At 34.8% G+C, this 20,294-nt stretch carries 21 protein-coding genes; 1 reads left to right on the top strand and 20 read right to left on the bottom strand.

Annotated elements, in window-relative coordinates:
- Position 1 precedes the first annotated feature (1 nt).
- From dnaG to ccpN, 3 genes are all read right to left on the bottom strand, one after another.
- Entirely contained in the window at positions 2-1,786 is a 1,785-nt protein-coding gene (dnaG, locus tag CD118_RS06070) for a DNA primase (protein ID WP_060829845.1), read from the bottom strand.
- 75 nt (positions 1,787-1,861) lie between these two features.
- Positions 1,862-2,689 carry a pyruvate, water dikinase regulatory protein gene (locus tag CD118_RS06065; protein ID WP_050330791.1) on the bottom strand — a complete coding sequence of 276 codons (828 nt, stop codon included), beginning with the start codon at positions 2,687-2,689 and terminating at the stop codon, positions 1,862-1,864.
- Positions 2,690-2,700: 11 nt separating this feature from the next.
- On the bottom strand, positions 2,701-3,324 hold the full coding sequence (gene ccpN, locus CD118_RS06060) for a transcriptional regulator CcpN (protein WP_081635142.1): 624 nt from the start codon (positions 3,322-3,324) through the stop codon (positions 2,701-2,703).
- 502 nt (positions 3,325-3,826) lie between these two features.
- Here ccpN and CD118_RS06055 point away from each other — a divergent pair.
- On the top strand, positions 3,827-5,218 hold the full coding sequence (locus CD118_RS06055; protein WP_016425201.1) for a glycine--tRNA ligase: 1,392 nt from the start codon (positions 3,827-3,829) through the stop codon (positions 5,216-5,218).
- A gap of 102 nt (positions 5,219-5,320) precedes the next feature.
- Here the strand turns inward: CD118_RS06055 and recO are convergent, their stop codons facing one another.
- The 17 genes from recO to hrcA all read right to left on the bottom strand — a co-directional run bounded on the left by recO (position 5,321) and on the right by hrcA (position 20,252).
- Positions 5,321-6,091 carry a DNA repair protein RecO gene (gene recO / locus CD118_RS06050; protein ID WP_050330790.1) on the bottom strand — a complete coding sequence of 257 codons (771 nt, stop codon included), beginning with the start codon at positions 6,089-6,091 and terminating at the stop codon, positions 5,321-5,323.
- Positions 6,092-6,115: 24 nt separating this feature from the next.
- Positions 6,116-7,012, bottom strand: a complete 897-nt coding sequence (gene era, locus CD118_RS06045) for a GTPase Era (protein ID WP_103356391.1) — start codon at positions 7,010-7,012, stop codon at positions 6,116-6,118.
- Positions 7,005-7,415, bottom strand: coding sequence for a cytidine deaminase (gene cdd, locus CD118_RS06040; protein WP_060829842.1), 411 nt, complete (start codon positions 7,413-7,415; stop codon positions 7,005-7,007). Before cdd ends, era begins: the two co-directional genes overlap by 8 nt.
- Positions 7,416-7,430: 15 nt before the next feature.
- Positions 7,431-7,769: a diacylglycerol kinase family protein gene (locus CD118_RS06035; RefSeq protein ID WP_082704412.1), complete on the bottom strand. Its 339-nt coding sequence runs from the start codon at positions 7,767-7,769 to the stop codon at positions 7,431-7,433.
- Complete coding sequence (gene ybeY / locus CD118_RS06030) at positions 7,766-8,230, bottom strand: rRNA maturation RNase YbeY (protein WP_060829840.1); 465 nt, start codon at positions 8,228-8,230, stop codon at positions 7,766-7,768. The genes CD118_RS06035 and ybeY overlap by 4 nt, the downstream gene beginning before the upstream one ends.
- A gap of 3 nt (positions 8,231-8,233) precedes the next feature.
- Positions 8,234-9,178 (bottom strand): PhoH family protein, encoded by a 945-nt coding sequence (locus CD118_RS06025; protein WP_060829839.1) that lies wholly within the window; start codon positions 9,176-9,178, stop codon positions 8,234-8,236.
- A 282-nt stretch (positions 9,179-9,460) separates the two neighbouring features.
- Positions 9,461-10,057 carry a hypothetical protein gene (locus tag CD118_RS06020; RefSeq protein ID WP_060829838.1) on the bottom strand — a complete coding sequence of 199 codons (597 nt, stop codon included), beginning with the start codon at positions 10,055-10,057 and terminating at the stop codon, positions 9,461-9,463.
- A 13-nt stretch (positions 10,058-10,070) separates the two neighbouring features.
- Positions 10,071-11,069, bottom strand: coding sequence for a flotillin-like protein FloA (gene floA / locus CD118_RS06015; protein ID WP_016425210.1), 999 nt, complete (start codon positions 11,067-11,069; stop codon positions 10,071-10,073).
- 19 nt (positions 11,070-11,088) lie between these two features.
- Positions 11,089-11,760: an NfeD family protein gene (locus CD118_RS06010; protein WP_050330784.1), complete on the bottom strand. Its 672-nt coding sequence runs from the start codon at positions 11,758-11,760 to the stop codon at positions 11,089-11,091.
- Between the two features lie 188 nt (positions 11,761-11,948).
- Positions 11,949-12,125, bottom strand: coding sequence for a 30S ribosomal protein S21 (gene rpsU, locus CD118_RS06005; RefSeq protein ID WP_002471046.1), 177 nt, complete (start codon positions 12,123-12,125; stop codon positions 11,949-11,951).
- 308 nt (positions 12,126-12,433) lie between these two features.
- Positions 12,434-13,783, bottom strand: coding sequence for a tRNA (N(6)-L-threonylcarbamoyladenosine(37)-C(2))-methylthiotransferase MtaB (gene mtaB, locus CD118_RS06000; protein ID WP_103356390.1), 1,350 nt, complete (start codon positions 13,781-13,783; stop codon positions 12,434-12,436).
- Positions 13,784-13,787: 4 nt separating this feature from the next.
- Complete coding sequence (locus CD118_RS05995; protein ID WP_060829836.1) at positions 13,788-14,540, bottom strand: 16S rRNA (uracil(1498)-N(3))-methyltransferase; 753 nt, start codon at positions 14,538-14,540, stop codon at positions 13,788-13,790.
- A 1-nt stretch (position 14,541) separates the two neighbouring features.
- Positions 14,542-15,474, bottom strand: a complete 933-nt coding sequence (prmA, locus tag CD118_RS05990; RefSeq protein WP_060829835.1) for a 50S ribosomal protein L11 methyltransferase — start codon at positions 15,472-15,474, stop codon at positions 14,542-14,544.
- 3 nt (positions 15,475-15,477) lie between these two features.
- Positions 15,478-16,608 carry a molecular chaperone DnaJ gene (dnaJ, locus tag CD118_RS05985; RefSeq protein WP_016425215.1) on the bottom strand — a complete coding sequence of 377 codons (1,131 nt, stop codon included), beginning with the start codon at positions 16,606-16,608 and terminating at the stop codon, positions 15,478-15,480.
- A gap of 110 nt (positions 16,609-16,718) precedes the next feature.
- Positions 16,719-18,551: a molecular chaperone DnaK gene (gene dnaK / locus CD118_RS05980; protein ID WP_103356389.1), complete on the bottom strand. Its 1,833-nt coding sequence runs from the start codon at positions 18,549-18,551 to the stop codon at positions 16,719-16,721.
- Between the two features lie 63 nt (positions 18,552-18,614).
- Positions 18,615-19,220 (bottom strand): nucleotide exchange factor GrpE, encoded by a 606-nt coding sequence (gene grpE, locus CD118_RS05975; RefSeq protein ID WP_050330779.1) that lies wholly within the window; start codon positions 19,218-19,220, stop codon positions 18,615-18,617.
- Between the two features lie 42 nt (positions 19,221-19,262).
- Positions 19,263-20,252: a heat-inducible transcriptional repressor HrcA gene (gene hrcA / locus CD118_RS05970; RefSeq protein WP_050330778.1), complete on the bottom strand. Its 990-nt coding sequence runs from the start codon at positions 20,250-20,252 to the stop codon at positions 19,263-19,265.
- Between the last annotated feature and the right edge of the window lie 42 nt (positions 20,253-20,294).

Below are 20,294 nucleotides of genomic sequence, written 5' to 3'. Positions count from 1 at the left end.
ATTATTCTTGACTCTTCAATCTAGCTCTATTTTTATTGACAATCATCTCTAAATAGTATTTTTGAGATTCTGTATCCCCGATTCGGGTTGCTTCGCGCAACTTTTCATGGAGTGTTTCAATCGATTCTGAAAATCGATGTTCAGTCATCAACTTAATATAATCAGTGATTTCATTTTCAAACGGTTCACGGTTAAGTGGATAATCTACTAAATGTATCAACACTTCTTTTAATTCTTCCTGATTAACATAAGTGATAAAGTCACTCATCACAAAGGAATCATTATTTGAATAAAACTCCCGTAAAATACTAAATATACGTTTAAAATGTTGATTTGTAAAGTCTGTTTCTTCAATATCTTGATAAAAGCTTAAAAATACTTCTTTATCACTGATAAAATGTTTTAAAAGTGCACGCTCGGCTTTTTCATATTTAGTAAGTGTTGTGTATTGTGGTGTTTCATGCTGAACTTGTCTGGGTGCAACATTTTGTTGTGGATTTATTCGTTCTACTTCATTATTTAGACTCTCAGCACTTATTTTAAACACTTGGGCAGCATCTTGTATCACTTTATTTCTTAAAATTTTTGAATTGATGTGTGCTGCATCTTCTATAAAAGTTTTATAATATTTCTCATAAGATAAATCGTTGTTTTGTATTTCGCTTTGGTTAAGATGAAGTTTAAAGCTTACAAATGATTTTTTCTCTTTATTAACAAAGTCACGGAACTTTTCTGCACCAAATTTACTTATATACTCATCAGGGTCCATTTTAGTGGGCAATTGAACGACATAAACATTAAATTGTTGCTGTAGCAGCGTTTGACCCGTTTTTAACGCTGCGTTTATCCCAGCATTATCACCATCATACATAATTGTAATATGACCACACAGTTTTTTTAGAAACGTAATATGCTCATTTGATAGTTGTGTACCCATACTGGCAACTACATTTTTTAAGCCCGCGCTATCAGACTTGATGACATCCATAAATCCTTCGAGTAAAATAACTTCATCATTTTGACGGATGCTTTTACGTGCTTTGTCTAAATTATAAAGCATCTTTCTTTTTTGAAATATAGGAGATTCAGGACTATTTAAATATTTAGGTTCTTGACCCGTGTACGTTCTACCCGAATAGCCAACAATACGACCTTGAGCATTGGCAAGTGGAAAAATAATACGATCACGGAAACGATCATAATAGTTAAATTCTGTTTCATTTCGTGATAATATACCTGCTTCATACGCAAGTTGTAAATCATAGCCCTTTTTTTCCATAAAGTTCGTTGCAAAATGTGATGAATTTGGTGCGAATCCTATCTTACGCTCGTCTATTATTTCATCTGTAAAGCCACGATCATATAAATATTTGAGCGCTTTCTCGCCTTCAACGGTTTTTTTCAATAAATAGTGATAATAATCAAGCAATGATTCATGCATTTGAATCATTGTTAAATCATCTGATGCAATGTGCTCTAACTCTTTTGACTCACCGGTATCTACTTTAATATTGACCCGTGCGCCTAATTTTTTAACAGCATCTGTAAATGAAACATTTTCAATTTCTTGGATAAATTGAAACACGTTCCCTCCTTTTTTACATCCAAAGCAGTGGCAAATTTGTTTGTCCTCTGAAACGGTAAAAGAAGGTGTTTTTTCGTCATGAAAAGGACACAAACCGATATAATTGCGCCCCCTCTTTTCAAGTTTGACATATTCGCTCACTACGTCTAATATGTCCGATTGTGTCTTAATTTCGTCAATCGTACTTTGTGGAATTCTCATTTCATCACCTTATATTACAATTTACTGCATCATAATTTTGTGAATGATTAAAAGACAGTTGTATTATTATACAATTTATCCATTAAAAAAGGAATTATTATGCTCAATGATTTGAATAATATTATTGGCAGTTTCCTCAATCGCTTTATTAGAAACATCTAAAACTGGACAGCCTATCTTTTCAACTATTTGATTAAAGTATTCAAGTTCTTCTGTAATACGTTGATCTGTCGCATAACGTGCGGAATCAGATAATCCTAACTGTTTAAGTCTTTCTTTACGAATTGCATTTAATTTTTCAGCACTTATTTTCAACGCAATACACTTCTGCGGATCTATTTCAAATAACGCATCAGGAGGTGTCACTTCAGGGACGATAGGAACATTCATCACTTTGTATCGTTTATGTGCTAAATACTGTGAAATAGGTGTTTTTGAAGTGCGTGATACCCCAATTAAAACAATATCTGCTTTAGGTAACCCTTTAGGATCTTTGCCATCGTCATATTTAACAGCAAACTCCATAGCCTCTATTTTTTTGAAATAATCTTCGTCAAGCTGATGTACAATTCCGGGTTCGTTTAATGATTTTTGGTTAAATGTTTTTTCCATCACTTGAATCATAGGCCCCATAATATCAACCGATTTGAGATCGTATTGCTCTATTAATTCTTGCATATAACTGCGGATATCAGGGCGCACAAGTGTGTATATAATGATAGAATCGACTTCTCTTGCTAAGGCAATGATTTCGTCGATATTTTCTTTTGTTTCTATATAAGGATAGCGTAATATGTCAGATGAGTGATCGCTATGTTTAAATTGAGAAATACATGCTTTAGCTACTAGTTCAGCAGTCTCTCCCACTGAATCTGAAGCAACAATTACTTTTACATTTTTCATAGATTATCCTCCTAATGATCAAATAGCGATACGAATAGTTTAGTGATTGTGGTTTTCGAAATACGACCTGTCACTTCAAACTTGCCATTTTCTTTTGCTCGTACTATAGGTATTGAGTCTATTTCTTTCGTTATCATTTGTCGTGCTGCATACAAGACTAAATCATTCTCATTGAGCAAGACAATATTAGGCATTCTTGTCATAATAATATTGACTGGCATGGTGTGTATGTCTTGCCCTGCCATTGAAGCTCTAAGTAAATCTTTTCTCGAACAAACACCAACGAGTTCATTTTCATTATTAACAATGAATAATGTTCCTACATCTTCAATAAATATCGAGCAAATCGCATCATAAACTGTCACATCGCTCTTTAAAATCACTGGATGTGATTGGTAATCTTTAACGATATATTGTTTTAATTGTTCAGTTAAAAGTTGTGATCCTGACTTACCAGAATAAAAGTAACCGACTCTAGGTCTTGCTTCTAAATATCCAGCCATCGTTAAGATAGCTAAGTCAGGTCTCAGTGTAGCACGAGTTAAATTTAACTGTTCTGCTATCTTTTCACCTGTAATTGGTCCGGAAGACTTAACAATTTCTACAATATGGGCTTGTCTTTGACTAAGTTCTATATGAGTCTCTAACTATTTAAAACCGAAAACGGTTATGCTAATTAAATAGCAGAAGTGCCTCCTTTTTGCATACTAGCACTATATTTTTATCTGTTGGCAAACCAGTAACATTAAATTGTTAATATTGCATCGATTATGGAAAACGATATATTGAAAGTTTATAGAAGTAAAACATAGTACCTCATATAAACTTTGAGTTGGCATGCAATCAAAATTAGATTGACTTTGCATTTTTAGTACAATATTCATTATAACTTGTATTCGAAAGTGATACAATTATGATTTTACTTGCCTTTCTAATTCGTATAATTTAAAATTAATAATAAAGCGAGTTAAGGATGGTGGAAGCTTAACACACTGATTTGGCGTATGATTTGAATTGAATAAAAGTGAGTGGCGACACTAATTTGGGTGGAACCGCGGATTATTATTATAATTCGTCCCAAGGCAAAGTTGATTCTTTGGCTTGGGGCTTTTTTATTGTTAAGGAGTGTAAACTGAAATGGATAAAAACATGGATACTATTGTACAATTAGCCAAACACAGAGGATTTGTTTTTCCTGGTAGTGAAATTTATGGTGGTTTAGCAAATACTTGGGATTACGGTCCATTAGGTGTTGAATTGAAAAACAATATTAAAAGAGCATGGTGGAAAAAGTTCATTACGCAATCACCTTATAATGTAGGTTTGGATGCTGCTATTTTAATGAACCCTAAAACTTGGGAAGCATCAGGACATTTAGGTAACTTTAATGATCCAATGATCGATAACAAAGACAGTAAAATAAGATATCGTGCTGACAAATTGATTGAAGACTATATGTTAAACGAAAAAGGCGATGAAAACTTTATTGCAGATGGTTTAAGTTTTGATGAGATGAAACGCATTATTGATGAAGAAGGCATCACTTGTCCTGTAAGTGGTACTGCGAATTGGACAGACATTCGACAATTTAATTTAATGTTTAAAACATTCCAAGGTGTTACTGAAGATTCAACAAATGAAATCTTCTTACGACCTGAAACAGCTCAAGGTATTTTTGTAAACTATAAAAACGTACAACGTTCAATGCGTAAAAAACTACCATTTGGTATTGGGCAAATTGGTAAATCTTTCCGTAATGAAATTACACCAGGAAACTTTATTTTCCGTACACGTGAATTTGAACAAATGGAATTAGAATTTTTCTGTAAACCTGGTACAGAAATCGAATGGCAAAACTATTGGAAAGAATTTGCTGCGAATTGGTTAACTAATTTAGGTCTTAACAAAGACAACACACGATTACGTGACCATGATGAAGATGAGTTATCTCACTACTCAAATGCTACAACAGATATCGAATATCGTTTCCCGTTCGGTTGGGGCGAATTATGGGGTATTGCTAGTCGTACAGATTACGACTTAAAACAACACAGTGAACACTCTGGAGATGATTTTAGATATCATGATCCAGAAACAAATGAAAAGTATATCCCTTACTGTATTGAACCTTCATTAGGTGCCGATCGTGTAACATTAGCGTTTTTATGTGACGCTTATGATGAAGAAGGTGTTGAAGGAAGTAAAGATGCACGTACAGTATTACACTTCCACCCTGCCATTGCACCATATAAAGCAGCAATTTTACCATTAAGTAAAAAACTTTCTGCAGATGCAATTAAAGTTTATGAACAACTTAGTGAAGATTTTGTAGTAGATTTTGATGAATCTCAATCTATTGGTAAACGTTATCGTCGACAAGATGAAATTGGTACACCTTACTGTATTACATTCGACTTTGATTCACTTGAAGATCAACAAGTAACCGTGCGTGATCGTGATACAATGGAACAAGTTCGTATGCCAATTAGTGAATTAAATGCATTTTTAGCAGAAAAAGTTAAATTTTAAATAAGAAAATGGAGTGGATCACATTGATGTGATTCACTCCCATTTTTATATTGTTAAATTTTTCTTTATGCTTCTACACTTATTAGTGAATAAGCAAACCTTTCATCGATCAAAATTTTGATTCATTTCAAGCCGATGTAGTTGATTAATGAGCCTTTGACTTCTGAAATACATGCCAGCATACTCCTTATACAGGAGTAAAATAAATTGAGACATTTCGTCAATAATGGCATCTTGAATATGAATTTCTTTAATTTTATTCAAGGGTAAATTTTTTAAGACTTGAGTAAGATAGATTGTTTTATTTGATAATGGATAGGCATGTTCATCTTGAGGGGCAGCCTGTTGGGATAAAACGCCGTTAAATTTAAAACTATAGTGTGAAAAATGACCTGGATGGGTATCTCTTGTTACCACACATTGAGACAAGTTTACATCAAAACCAAAACGTGACATACATTTTAACATCACGATATTTGCTACAAGCTGTGGAGAGACACCTTTATGAATTCGTTCAAATACAAAAATAAGTAATGCGTACATATTCCGATTGACTTCATCTACTTCCATTGAGCGATCAATCGTTTCTAGACAAAGACTGGCATAACTATTAGTATAAATATCTTGACGCAATTCATAATTCAAATCAATTACATCAATAGATGTCAGCGTTCCCATACCTTTCCATTTGTTGTATATGAACAAACCTTGTACAAAAAGTTGAGTAGTAGCTTGAAGTCCTGATTTAACTTTTTTGGCACGCTTTACCATAAGGGGAACTTTAGCGCCATGTTCATTTAAAATGGTAATAATTTTATCAGATTCACCATAATCTACAGATTTAATGATGATGCCTTTTTGTTTCACTAACATGTCGCCACCACCCTATTAACAAAATCATTCGTCTTCAATGTAACCCATTTGCTTAATAAATGTAGCCTTGTTTCGCCAATCTTTTTGGACTTTCACCCATAAATCAAGGTATACTTTTGAGCCGAGTAGATGTTCAATATCAAGCCGCGCTCTTTTGCCGATTTCCTTTAATTTTTTGCCGCCTTTTCCAATGACAATCCCTTTCTGTGAATCACGCTCTACAAAAATCGTAGCCTCAATATGAACACGATCTTCAGATTCTTTGGTCATACGCTCAACATTGACGCCAATAGCATGAGGGATTTCTTCAGAAGTTGTTTGTAGAATTTTTTCACGAATGAGTTCACTCACGACAAATTGTTCTGGGTGATCTGAAATTTGACCATCTGGATAATATTGTGGTCCTTCAGGTAAATAAGATTTTAATACATTTAGAAAATGTTTGACATTATGGCCTTCTAGCGCAGAAATAGGTACAATTTCCGCAAAATCCATATAAGTTTGATATTGTTCGATTTTTGGCATTAATGCATCAGGATGCACTAAATCAATTTTATTTAAGACTAAAAAAACAGGTGTTTTTACCGTTTTTAACATCTCCATGATATATTGATCGCCTCGACCAATCTCCTCATTGACATTGACCATAAACATTACTGCATCAATTTCAGAAAGTGTATTTTTAGCCACTTTCATCATGTAGTCCCCTAACTTATGTTTAGGTTTGTGAATACCCGGTGTATCCAGAAAAACGATTTGTGCATCTTTTTCTGTCATGACCCCTTGTATTTTATTTCGTGTCGTTTGTGCTTTGTCTGACATAATCGCAATTTTATGACCGATGACACGATTAACAAATGTAGATTTACCAACATTGGGACGGCCAATGATAGTTACAAATCCTGATTTATATTCATTCATTATTTAAATCCTTTCCAGAAAATCCATAAGGTAAAAGTTCAGCAACAGTAGACGTTCTTACTTCTCCTGTTTGATTCGTCATATACACAGGCATATCATCATCACATAATTCTTTCATCACCTGTCTGCAAGGACCACATGGTGAAGCAAGTTCAGGACTATCCACTGTTATCGTAATCGATTCAAAATCTCCAGGGCGATAACCTTGAGAAATTGCAGCAACTAAAGCTGAACGCTCAGCACAAATTGATGATGGATAAGCGGCATTTTCAACGTTTGCACCATGGAATGTATGTCCATCTTTCGTGATAAGATATGCACCAACTTTAAATTTACTATAAGGTGCATATGCTTTTTGTTGCGCTGTTCTAACTTCTTTGTAGTGTTCTTCTGTATAAGCCATGTTTTTTAGCTCCTCTTATATCAATTTAGGTATAAAAATCATACAACCAATAATTATAGCAAAAATAGATGCTAGCAACACACTGAATGCTGAAATATCTTTTGCGTTTTTTGCAAATATATGAAATGAACCTGTTGTCAAATCTACGGCGTACTCAATTGCTGTATTAATCGTTTCTGTAATGAGAACTAAAAATATTGCTAGTAAGATTAACATCCATTCGATTCGATTTAACGACAAGAAACTTCCAAGAATTATAATTAAAACCGCCAATATAAGATGGTATAAAAAGTTTCTATCTTTACGCAACAATGTGAGACCACCTTGGAATGCGTATTTAAAACGATTCATCATTGATCCCTAGTTAAACCAAAGCCTTCTAGTATTTCTTTTTGGCGGCTAAACATAATTTTTTCCTCTTCTTCAGTCATGTGATCATAACCTAATAAATGCAAAAAGCCATGTAGTGCTAAAAATCCTAGCTCACGCTCAAATGAATGGTTATACTGTTGCGCCTGTTCTTGTGCCACATCAGTACAAATGATGATATCTCCTAATATACGTGGCATATCCATGCCTTCAAAAATGTCTTCTTGTTCTTCAAACGCAAAAGATATAACATCTGTGACACGGTCTTTATCTCTATAATCACGATTAATAGATTGAATTTCATCTTTATCTGAAAATGTCACTGATAGCTCAGCTTCTTCATTTATACCTTCTTCAGTTCTTGCGTAATCTAACAACGCATTAATTTGTTCATACCATTCTGCTTTCACTTGTCCTGTATGATCACTAAAGTCAATTGTAAACATGGATTAATCCTCCTCGTATCGACTGATTATTCTTCCAACTAAAGGATGGCGGACGACATCAGCTTGATCTAAATGTTGAATTGATAGTCCTTTAATATTTTTAAGCCGTTGTTCTGCCTCTATTAAGCCACTTTTCACGCCTTTAGGTAAGTCGATTTGTGTTTTATCTCCAGTTACAACCATTTTTGAGCCGAAACCAAGTCGTGTTAAAAACATCTTCATTTGAGCATGGGTTGTATTCTGCGCTTCATCTAATATGACAAATGCATCATCTAACGTTCTCCCTCTCATATAAGCTAAAGGTGCAATTTCAATAATACCTCGTTCGATAAAGCGTGCGGTTTGCTCAACGCCAAGAACTGTATTCAGACCATCATATAAAGGACGAAGGTAAGGATCCACCTTTTCTTTTAAATCGCCGGGTAAAAAACCTAGGGATTCCCCTGCCTCTACGGCTGGGCGAGTAAGTACAAGTCTTTTCACTTGACCAGCACGCAAAGCTTTTGCGGCATAAACAACTGCTAAAAATGTCTTCCCGGTACCGGCTGGACCAATACCAAAAACTAAGTCATTCTTTTTCATTGCATGAATATACATACGTTGCCCCATCGTTTTGGCACGAATGGTTTTTCCAAATGCATCTTTAGTGATTTCTTCTTCGTATAAATCAATAAGATGTTCGATTTGTCCATTTTTCGCCATTTTGATTGCCGCTTGTACATCTTTAACTGTAACTGATGCACCTTGCTCAATCACTTTTAGTAAGTTGATGAGTACAGATTCCGCTTCAGTAACAGCATCCAGCTTTTCACCTTTGACTGCTACTTCTTGTCCTCTTGCATGTATGACAACATCAAACGCGTCTTCAATTAGTTTAATATGTTCATCATTATTCCCTAATAAAGCTTGTGCTTGATTGATATCGTCAATCTGAATAATTCCAGGCATATAGTAGCTCCTTTACATGTATTGTTATTACAAATGTATCAAATTTAAATTGTATGTTGCAATTGTTCTTTTATCGCTATAGGTTTATTATATCATGTTTGCTATATTTCAACCGTAAATCTAACATGAAATGACATAAACTTGTCAGCTTGTTAGCAGGAGATTACTGTTATCATTGTGGCCATTAAGGCCAACTAATAACGATGAATGTAATAATATCAACTAGAAAATGAACTTATAAAAATAACCAAAGGAAAAATCCCTTTGGTTATTAGAGTGAGTTTATTTTAATTGTTTAGGCTTGGTTAAAACTTCCGACCAAATCAAACCGTTTACTACCTCATTTTCAGAAAAGGTTAAGTCCCCTTTTAAAGCTGGGGCTGGTTCTCTTCTCTCAGTGAGTTGTTGTAATTTCATTCGCTTAGTACGATTAGATAAATACTCATCTTGAATAATTTCTTTTGCCTTACGTTCCATGCGTTCAAACTGTTTAAGACGCTCTTTATTAAGTTGGGCGTCGATTTCATCCATTTGAGATTGTAACAGTTCTTTGAGTTGCTTTGACGTATCTTCTTGCTTTTTTTGTTCTGACACTTTAGGTTTTATTGGCTCAACTTGCTTTTTAGGTACAGGTTGTTGTGAAGGTTGATATTGCTTTTCTTGCTGAGGGACGTGTTCAGGTTCTGAAAATTCTTTTTCAAATTCTTCTAGCTTTTCTTGTACTTTATCTAAAAAGCTTTTTTGATTCGTGTTTTCGGGTTCAATATGTTTTTGTTGAGGAGGCTTACGATTTTGGCGTTTCTCATGACTTTTATCATTAACTGCGCTAATGATTGAAACAACGACAGAAATGATAAATATGATCACTCCTATACTCATAGAATCACCTCAATTAATGTTCTGATGTAGAGTTATCATTATTTTGAGTGCTTTTATTAATCGCTTCTCTCATACCTGTATCAGCTTCTATATTTTTAAGGTTGTAATAATCTTTGACACCTAAATTTCCTGAACGTAAAGCTTCAGCTAATGCAAGTGGAACTTCTGCTTCCGCTTCTACCACTTTTGCATGCATCTCTTGTACGCGTGCTTTCATTTCCTGTTCTTGAGCAACAGCCATCGCACGGCGTTCTTCTGCTTTTGCTTGCGCAATGTTTTTATCTGCAATTGCTTGTTCAGTTTGTAAGTCTGCACCGATATTTTTACTAATATCAACATCAGCAATATCAATTGATAAAATTTCAAATGCTGTTCCAGAGTCAAGACCTTTACTTAGCACTGTTTTAGAAATATTATCAGGATTTTCTAAAACTTGTGTATGGTGCTCACTTGAACCAATCGTTGAAACGATACCTTCACCGACACGTGCAATAATTGTGTCTTCTCCAGCACCACCGACTAAGCGTGAAATATTTGCACGTACTGTAATACGCGCTTTCGCTTTTACTTCAATCCCGTTCATTGCTACACCTGCGATAAATGGTGTTTCAATAACTTTAGGGTTTACAGACATTTGGACAGCTTGTAAAACGTCACGCCCTGCTAAATCGATAGCAGCACCACGTTCGAATGGTAAATTGATGTCAGCACGTTGAGCGGCAATGTTGGCATCAACAACACGGTCTACATTACCTCCAGCTAGATAATGTGATTCAAGTTGGTTCGTTGTAAGGTGTAAACCGGCTTTATGTGCTTTGATTAATGGACCAATGACTTTGCGTGGTGATACACGACGTAAGCGCATCCCAACTAAAGTTCCAATGCCGACTTTCACACCGGCTGCAAGTGCAGATATCCATAATCCTACTGGTACAAATGAGAATAATATGATAAGTGCGACAATTATAAGTGCAGCGATGATAATAAATGATATAAATCCAGTTGTTAACATTGCATTCTCTCCTTTATATTTAGTTTTCTCTTACTACAACACGCGTACCTTCGACTTCAATAATTGTGACTTCAGAATCCTTATTGATAAAAGAACCCTCTGAAACAGCATCTATACGCTCGTGATTGTATATAATAATTCCTGAAGGTCTCAAATCGGTATACGTAATGGCTTTCTTCCCCACTAAGTCTGATCGATCGTTGTGAGAAGTATAGCCAGATTCTTTATTCGTTGAATCTTTTAAAACAACCTTATCAAAGATAGAAATACTCTTTTTAAAGAATTTCACTAAAATCACCCATTCAATTAATGTCAAAATTAGTGCAACGACAACATTGAGCAGCATCATCGGCAAATCATTACCCATCGTAATCAAGCTGATAATGATTAAAATCATACCTATGATACCAAGAACTGCACCAAAAACAAATAGTTCTATGATTACTAAAATTGCTCCAATTGTAAATAACATAATCGTAATCACAGATAAACTACCTTCTATGATAAAACCTAAAAATATAAGTAATAAAGCGAACAAGGCAATAATACCAGCAAAATTAATTTTTCGAGAATAAAGTTGATATAAAAAACCAAGAAAGACTAGACAGGTTAGTACTAACGAAATACTTTGTGTGGTTAACCATGAGCCAATATGCTCAAAGCCACTTTGATTTGTTACCTTATCAATCATATTCAAATTATGTATGACGAATTTAATTGTTCATACACCTCACTCTCTTCTTTGTAGTATACATGAAATTACAGCTGACATGTAGTAGTTATGCATTTTTATTTTTTAATGTTAAAAAGCCTAGAACACGATGTTCTAGGCTTTTATATATCATTATTTGAACGTTGAGGGAGTTCAACACAATGAAATTATCTGAATTTACGTTTACGAGCAGCTTCAGATTTCTTTTTACGTTTTACGCTTGGTTTTTCATAGAATTCGCGTTTGCGAACTTCTTGAATTGTACCGCTTTTAGAAACTGAGCGTTTAAAACGACGTAAAGCATCTTCTAATGATTCGTTTTTGCGGACTACTGTTTTAGACATCTGTATTTCCCTCCCTCCAAATATCAAAAAAACTTTTATTCATCAGTACATGGCTATGAACCATATACACAATAGTATAAATTAAATCTCTATTTCGGTCAATCTTCAAATTTACATTTTTAAAGATAAACGAAATCTTTTTTAATATACGATTACAAAGGATATAGAAGATAAAAGGATAGAAACATGCTATTTTGATAAGGATAACGTCCATTGAAAACTGTATAAACGAACAAGATATATACTAAAGTTTTTAATAATCTGTGGAAATCTATAAATTAATGTTAGTTTGATATAACTTACTTTAATTAAATAAGTACATGCTCGTGTTCGGAAGCGTTTGAAGCATGCGTAACCACACGTAATAAAGAACCTTGATTTATAGGATAGCCGGCCTTTGTAATTTTAACCTTACAAATATGACCAATTAAAGAAGTATCTCCTTCAAATTCAACTTTCATATAATTATCAGCATAACCAACCAATACATTGTCGTGCGACCCTTTTTCTTCAGGGATTACTTCTAATACGTCATTTTCAAATTGAGAAGCATACGTTTTTGCGAGTTGATTACTCAATTCGATTAACTTATGAACACGTTCGTTTTTGATTTCTTCATCTATTTGATCGTCCATACGGGCTGCAGGTGTCCCAATTCTCGGTGAATATGGGAAAACATGTAGTTCAGAAAAATGATGATTAACAATAAAATCATAAGTTTCTTGAAACTCTACTTCCGTTTCACCTGGAAAACCAACAATAACATCACTTGTTACAGCTAAGCCTGGTAGTGCTTCGTGTAATTTTTGAATACGTTCAGAAAAATGAGACATAGAATATTTACGACGCATACGTTTTAATACACTGTCTGAACCAGATTGAAGTGGCACGTGCAAGTGTCTCACCACTTTATGTGACTGTTTTAATACTTCTATTACTTCATCAGTCAGCTGACTTGCTTCTATAGATGAGATTCGGATACGTTCAAGGCCATCAACAGTTTCAAGATCTCTAAGCAATTGTGCAAGGTTATAATCTTTTAAGTCTTGTCCATAACCTCCTGTATGAATACCGGTTAAAACAATTTCTTTATAACCGGAATTAACAAGCTGTGTTGCTTGTTCAATTACTTTTTTAGGATCTCTTGAACGCATTAAGCCACGTGCCCATGGTATGATACAGAAAGTACAGAAATTATTGCACCCTTCTTGAATTTTTAAAGACGCACGTGTGCGGTCTGTAAAATATGGGACATCTAATTCTTCATAAGTACGATTTTTCATAATATTACTTACGCCATTAATAGGTTGGCGTTCTTTTTGATATTCGTTTATATAACCAAGTAATTTATGTCTGTCTTGCGTACCTACAACAATGTCAACACCGGGAATTTCCATAATTTCGGCAGAAGAAGTTTGTGCATAACATCCTGTCACACACACGACAGCTTCTGGATTACGTCGAATGGCACGACGAATCACTTGTCTACTTTTTTTATCGCCTGTATTTGTTACAGTACATGTATTAATTACAAAAACGTCTGCATTTTGTTCAAAATCAACACGTTCATAGTTTTCTTCTTTGAATAATTGCCAAATTGCTTCTGTCTCGTAGTGATTTACTTTACAACCTAATGTGTGAAAAGCAACTGTACTCATATACTCACCCCATCAATTCTATTTCATAACTTATGGCACTTAATGCATATAATGGTGCTGTTTCAGCACGTAAAATTCTTGGGCCTAAACCAATACAAGTTGCAACTTTTTCAAAAGCTGCCACCTCTTCATCAGAAAAGCCACCTTCAGGACCAAATAGCATTAAGACACGAGCACCTGGCTTTAATTGTTGAATCTTAGTCTTAAAAAATGCCCGTTCATTTTCTTTTGCAGATGCCTCATAAGCCATAAGCACACAATCATATTGATTTATCATACCATAAATGTCTTTTAAATTCGAGGTAAAGTTAACTTCAGGGATGATTTGACGATAGCTTTGTTCAGCTGCTTCTTTAACGATTTTTTTCCAACGTTCTACTTTTTTATCGGCTTTTTGCTTATTTAATTTAACAATAGATCGGTCCATTTGAGTTGTGATGAATGCACTTGCACCAAGCTCAGTCGCTTTTTGTAACAACCACTCATATTTATCGCCTTTAATAAGACCACTACAAATAGTGATAGAAATAGGCAATTCACTCGCTATATCAACTTGTGCCTGACATTCGATTGAAATGTCGCTATCAGATATTGCTATAATTTTACAGCGAAACGTTTGAGCATCTAAAAAATTAACGATAATCTCATCGCCTATTGATAAACGCATAACATTTTTAATATGGTGTATATCATTTTTATCTGTGATAAAAAAACGCTGATGAAGTTCAGCGTTTTTATGAATAAAGTATCTTTGCATATTAAATCTCCTTACGCGCTATAATGCAAACCCAACCTTCTTGTAACTCAGTGTTAATAATTGTAAAACCAGCTGCTTTCATTTGCGCTTGTATTTCATCACGCTTTTCTTCAATAATACCAGATGCAATGAAATAACCGTTAGGATTCAATCGCGCATAAGCGTCTGTAATCATTTTTTCGATAATATGTGCCAATATATTAGCAATGATAACGTCATATTGTTCTGTTTCATTGACCAATAAGTTGCCTGTGCCTGTTTGTATAGCGTCAAGACAATGATTTTTTTCGAAATTTTCTTGTGCAACTTTTACAGCCATTTCATCTAAATCAATTGCTTTAATTGCTTTAGCACCAAGTAAATAAGAGGCGATACTTAAAATACCAGACCCTGTGCCCACATCTATAACGCGATGTTCAGGTTGTATTGTTGTCTCTAAAGCACTTAAGCACATACTAGTTGTTGGGTGATCACCTGTACCAAATGCCATACCTGGGTCTAACTCAATATAGAGATGATCAGATGTACGGTCTACTGACTCCCAACTCGGCACTATATAGAAACGATTTGAAGCTTGAAACGGATGAAAATAGTTTTTCCACTCATTCTCCCAATCTGATTCCTGAATAGTCTTTTCACTTAAAGCTAGGATGGATTGATCAATTAAAGGCGCATGCGTAAATTGGGATTTAATATTTTCTTTTAAGGTTTCATCATATTGAAAATCATTAAAATAGGCTTTAATAATCATGTGTCTCTCAGGGTAGTCTTCTGGATTCAGTTCAAAAATCTCTCCAAATTGATCTTCGCGTTCTTTTGAAAGCTCTCCCGAATCTTCAATCGCAACACCACTTGAACCGGCTTCTTGAAGAATTTCAGTAACAACGGCTTCTGCGTCTTGGTTTACGGTTACAGAAAGTTCAATCCATGTCATTGACTAATCTCCTTTGAAAAAGCGACGTGCTTTATCTTTAAAATTAGATGGCTGTTCAGTAATATTTTCTCCTGATTCACTCGCAAATTCTTTTAAAATTTCACGTTGTCTTTCAGTTAAGCGTGTAGGCGTTTGTACACGGATATTTACAAATAAATCACCGTATCCGTAGCCATGTACATTTTTAATCCCTTTACCTTTAAGTCTGAACTGTTTGCCAGTTTGTGTACCTTCTGGAATGGTTAACATGACATGCCCATTTAATGTTGGGATTTTAACTTCATCACCTAATGCAGCTTGTGCAAATCCAATATCATGGTGATATAAAATGTCATCGCCTTCACGTTGGAACTTATCAGATGGTTTAACGCGGAATACGACAAATAAATCACCAGCAGGACCACCATTTTCACCTGGTGAACCTTGACCTGCTAAACGAATTTGTTGATCATTATCGACACCTTCTGGAACAGTCACTTCAAGTTTGACGTTTTTAATTTCTGTTCCTTTACCTTTACAAGTTGGACATGGTTCTTCAAATTCTTCGCCAGTTCCATTACATTCAGGACAAACTTTCTCAGTTCTTACACGTCCAAGTATTGTGTTTTGCTCTACTGTTATATGGCCTTTACCTTTACAGTATGAACAAGTTTTCTTTTTAGTTCCTGGTTTGGCACCTTCCCCACCACACGTATGACAAGTAACTTCTTTACGGATAGAAATTTCTTTTTTCGTACCGAATACAGCTTCCTCAAAAGAAATAGTCATTGTATATTGAAGGTCGTCACCTTTACGTGGGGCGTTTGGATCACGCTGTCTTTGAGCACCACCAAAAAATGAGCTAAATATATCTTCAAATCCGCCACCAAATCCTGAAAAGTCCTGGCCACCAAAACCTTGACCAAATCCACCTTGAGGTCCAGAATGACCAAATTGATCATAATTTGCGCGTTTATTATCATCGCTAAGTACTTCATAAGCTTCACTTATTTCTTTAAACTTAGCATCTGCGCCCTCTTCTTTATTAATATCTGGATGATATTTTTTTGACAATTTGCGGTAAGCCTTTTTAATTTCATCCTTGCTTGCGCTTTTGCTTACACCAAGAACTTCATAATAATCTCTTTTTGCCAATGCCATCTCTCCTTTATATGCAAATTATGATTAAAAAGGGGCTGGGACGATTGAATGTCCTAGCCCCTTTGAGCGACTTTTTACAGTCAATATATACTTAGTGACATGACCTATTTATGTGATTGATCGTCGTCATTTACTTCTTTAAATTCGCCGTCTTCAACTGTGCTTCCTTGTTGAGATGCATTGCCTTGACTAGCTTGAGCTTGTTGCTGTGCTTGCTCATATACTTTCATAGAGAGTTGTTGTACAACTTGTTCTAAAGCTTCTTTTTTCGCTTTAATGTCTTCGATATCGTTACCTTCTAAAGCAGTTTTAAGCTCGTCTTTTTTCGCTTCAGCATCTTTTTTATCATCTTCGCTTACGTTTTCACCTAAGTCTTTTAATGTTTTATCTACTTGGAATACAAGTTGATCTGCTTCATTTCTTAAGTCTACTTCTTCACGACGTTTTTTGTCAGCTTCAGCATTTTGTTCAGCATCTTTAACCATACGATCGATTTCTTCATCTGATAACGCTGAAGAAGATTCGATTGTAATGTTTTGCTCTTTATTTGTACCTAAATCTTTAGCAGTTACGTTTACAATACCGTTTTTATCAATATCAAAAGTAACTTCGATTTGAGGTACGCCACGTGGTGCTGGTGGAATATCAGTTAATTGGAAGCGACCTAATGTTTTATTATCAGATGCCATCGGACGTTCACCTTGTAACACATGAATGTCTACAGCGGGTTGATTGTCAGCGGCAGTAGAATAGACTTGAGATTTTGATGTTGGAATTGTTGTATTACGTTCAATTAAAGTGTTCATACGGCCACCCATGATTTCAATACCAAGTGAAAGTGGCGTAACGTCTAGAAGTACAACATCTTTAACGTCACCAGTAATTACACCGCCTTGAATTGCAGCACCCATAGCTACAACTTCATCAGGGTTAACACCTTTGTTTGGTTCTTTACCAATTTCTTTTTTGATTGCTTCTTGTACTGCTGGGATACGTGTAGAACCACCTACTAAGATAACTTCATCAATATCAGCTTTTGAAAGACCAGCATCTTGCATTGCTTGACGTGTTGGACCCATTGTTTTTTGAACAAGTGAATCTGCTAATTCTTCAAATTTAGCACGTGTTAATGTTGTTTCTAAGTGTAATGGTCCAGATTCTCCTGCAGAAATAAATGGAAGTGAAATTTGTGTTGAAGAAACCCCAGATAAATCTTTTTTCGCTTTTTCAGCTGCATCTTTTAAACGTTGTAATGCCATTTTATCTTGAGATAAGTCTACACCGTTTTCAGATTTAAATTGTTGAACAAGATAATCAATAATGACTTGGTCAAAGTCGTCCCCACCAAGTTTATTGTCACCTGCAGTAGCAAGTACTTCGAACACACCGTCACCTAATTCTAAGATAGAAACGTCAAATGTTCCGCCACCTAAGTCAAATACTAAAACTTTTTCATCTTTTTCTGTTTTATCTAAACCATAAGCTAATGCTGCAGCTGTAGGCTCGTTAATGATACGTTCAACTTCTAATCCAGCAATTTTACCAGCATCTTTAGTTGCTTGACGTTCAGCATCATTGAAGTAAGCAGGTACTGTAATAACAGCTTTTTCTACTTTTTCGCCTAAATAGCTTTCAGCAGTACTTTTTAGATTTTGCAAAATCATTGCTGAAATTTCTTGTGGTGTATAATCTTTGCCATCAATATTTTCTTTGTGATCAGTACCCATGTAACGTTTAATAGATTGAATTGTATTTGGGTTTGTAATTGCTTGACGTTTAGCAACTTCACCGACTTGTGTTTCTCCACCTTTAAAAGCAACTACAGATGGTGTTGTACGCGCACCTTCAGGGTTTTGAATTACTTTTGGTTCGTCTCCCTCTAAAACTGATACACAAGAGTTAGTAGTACCTAAATCAATTCCAATAACTTTACTCATAGTCTAATTCCTCCTAAATTTCAAACATTGTTATTTTTACATAAATGGTATTTTCAGTCAAAATTATTGATTTACTTTTACCATTGAAGCACGTAATACTCTGTCATTCAATTTATAACCTGGTTGTAACTCTTCTGTGATTTGTCCAGATTCATAATCCGGATGATCATCTTGAATTACAGCTTGATGATAGTTCGGATCAAATTGTTCGCCTTCTGTTTTGATACGTTCTAATCCGTTATCCTCAAGTGCTTTAGTAAGGCTATCATAAACCATTTCTACACCTTTTTTAAGTGAATTGAATGATTCATCATCACCTTCTATTTTTAAAGCGCGCTCAAAATTATCTAATGCAGGCAATACATCAGTAAGTACACTTTGAGCTTGATATTTCTTTTGAATTTGTGCTTCATTTTGAATACGTCGTTTATAATTTTCAAATTCAGCATACAAACGAAGATACTGTTCTTCTTTTTCATCTAGCTTAGATTTTAAAGATGCAATTTCTTCATCTCTTGGATCTACTGTTTCAGTCTCTTCGCTATTTTCTGAACTACTTTCATTTTCAGTTTGAACATCTTCTACAGGTTCAGAAGATAAATTTTCATTTCCATTCTGTTCCGGTTCAATTTTTTCTTCGTTATCACGAATGTCTTTTTCCTCTGACATTTTCAAACCTCCATTACGTATAAGCATGCGTGTATGCCTATTTTATGATATTCGACTAAGCAATTGTATCACGTTTTGATAACGCATTGCTGTAGGACCGATGACGGCGATATAACCATTCAAATCTTTTTCGATTTGATATGGGCTAGTAAGAATGGCTACACCATGCAAATTGTTCTCAATTTCAGTACCAATGCGTATATTGATTGGATGATTAGAAACTTTATGAATAAATTCTGTAATCTGCTCAGACTCAATATACTTCAAGATAGGTTGAATGGATGCTACATTTGATTCATTTAACCCTTCAATTAATTGATGTTTGCCACCTAAGTAGACATGAGATGATTCGTCTTTATTGCATTGTTCAATTAACTGATAAATATGCATGATTAAGTTGATTTCTTTATCATCAAAGCCTAACATACGATACATTTCAAAATGATGATTTTGGCCATCGTTGAGAAATGTATGAATACTTTGAGAAAGATAATTTGAAACTTTGATAATAGATTGATCATCAATGGTTTGCTGTGTGGAAACATGTAAATGTTTAACATGTCCAGTTTTATAAACCAGTACAACAATTAAATGATGAGGGTTTACCTTCATTAAATGTACATCTAAAATGGTGGACTTTGAATGATCAGGTCCTATTACAAGAGTTGTGTAATGTGTTTGAATTGAAAACACTTTTGCAAAGTTATCTAATGTAGATGAAATATCATAATGATGATTGACAAACATTTCATGTAAACTGAGATGACTTTGCTCATCTGAATCTAATGACGCCTCTAACAATCGATTGGCATATAGCCTAAACCCTTGTTCAGAGGGCACACGCCCAGAAGAAAAATGTGTTTTTTTAATTAAATCATTTTCTTCTAAAGACTTCATGTCGTTTCTAATTGTCGCAGGACTAACATCAACATTATGTCTTCGTATTAGTGTATTAGAACCGATTGGTTGTCCTAATTCAACATAATCTTCAACAATCGCATTTAAAATGCTTAATTGTCTTCGTGTAATCATGTTTTTCACCTCATTAGCACTCTTTTGTTTCAAGTGCTAACT

The organism is Staphylococcus coagulans, assembly GCF_002901995.1.
Classification (GTDB): domain Bacteria; phylum Bacillota; class Bacilli; order Staphylococcales; family Staphylococcaceae; genus Staphylococcus; species Staphylococcus coagulans.
The sequence above is the reverse complement of the archived record's forward strand: the minus strand, read 5'-3'. Positions and strand labels throughout refer to the sequence as shown.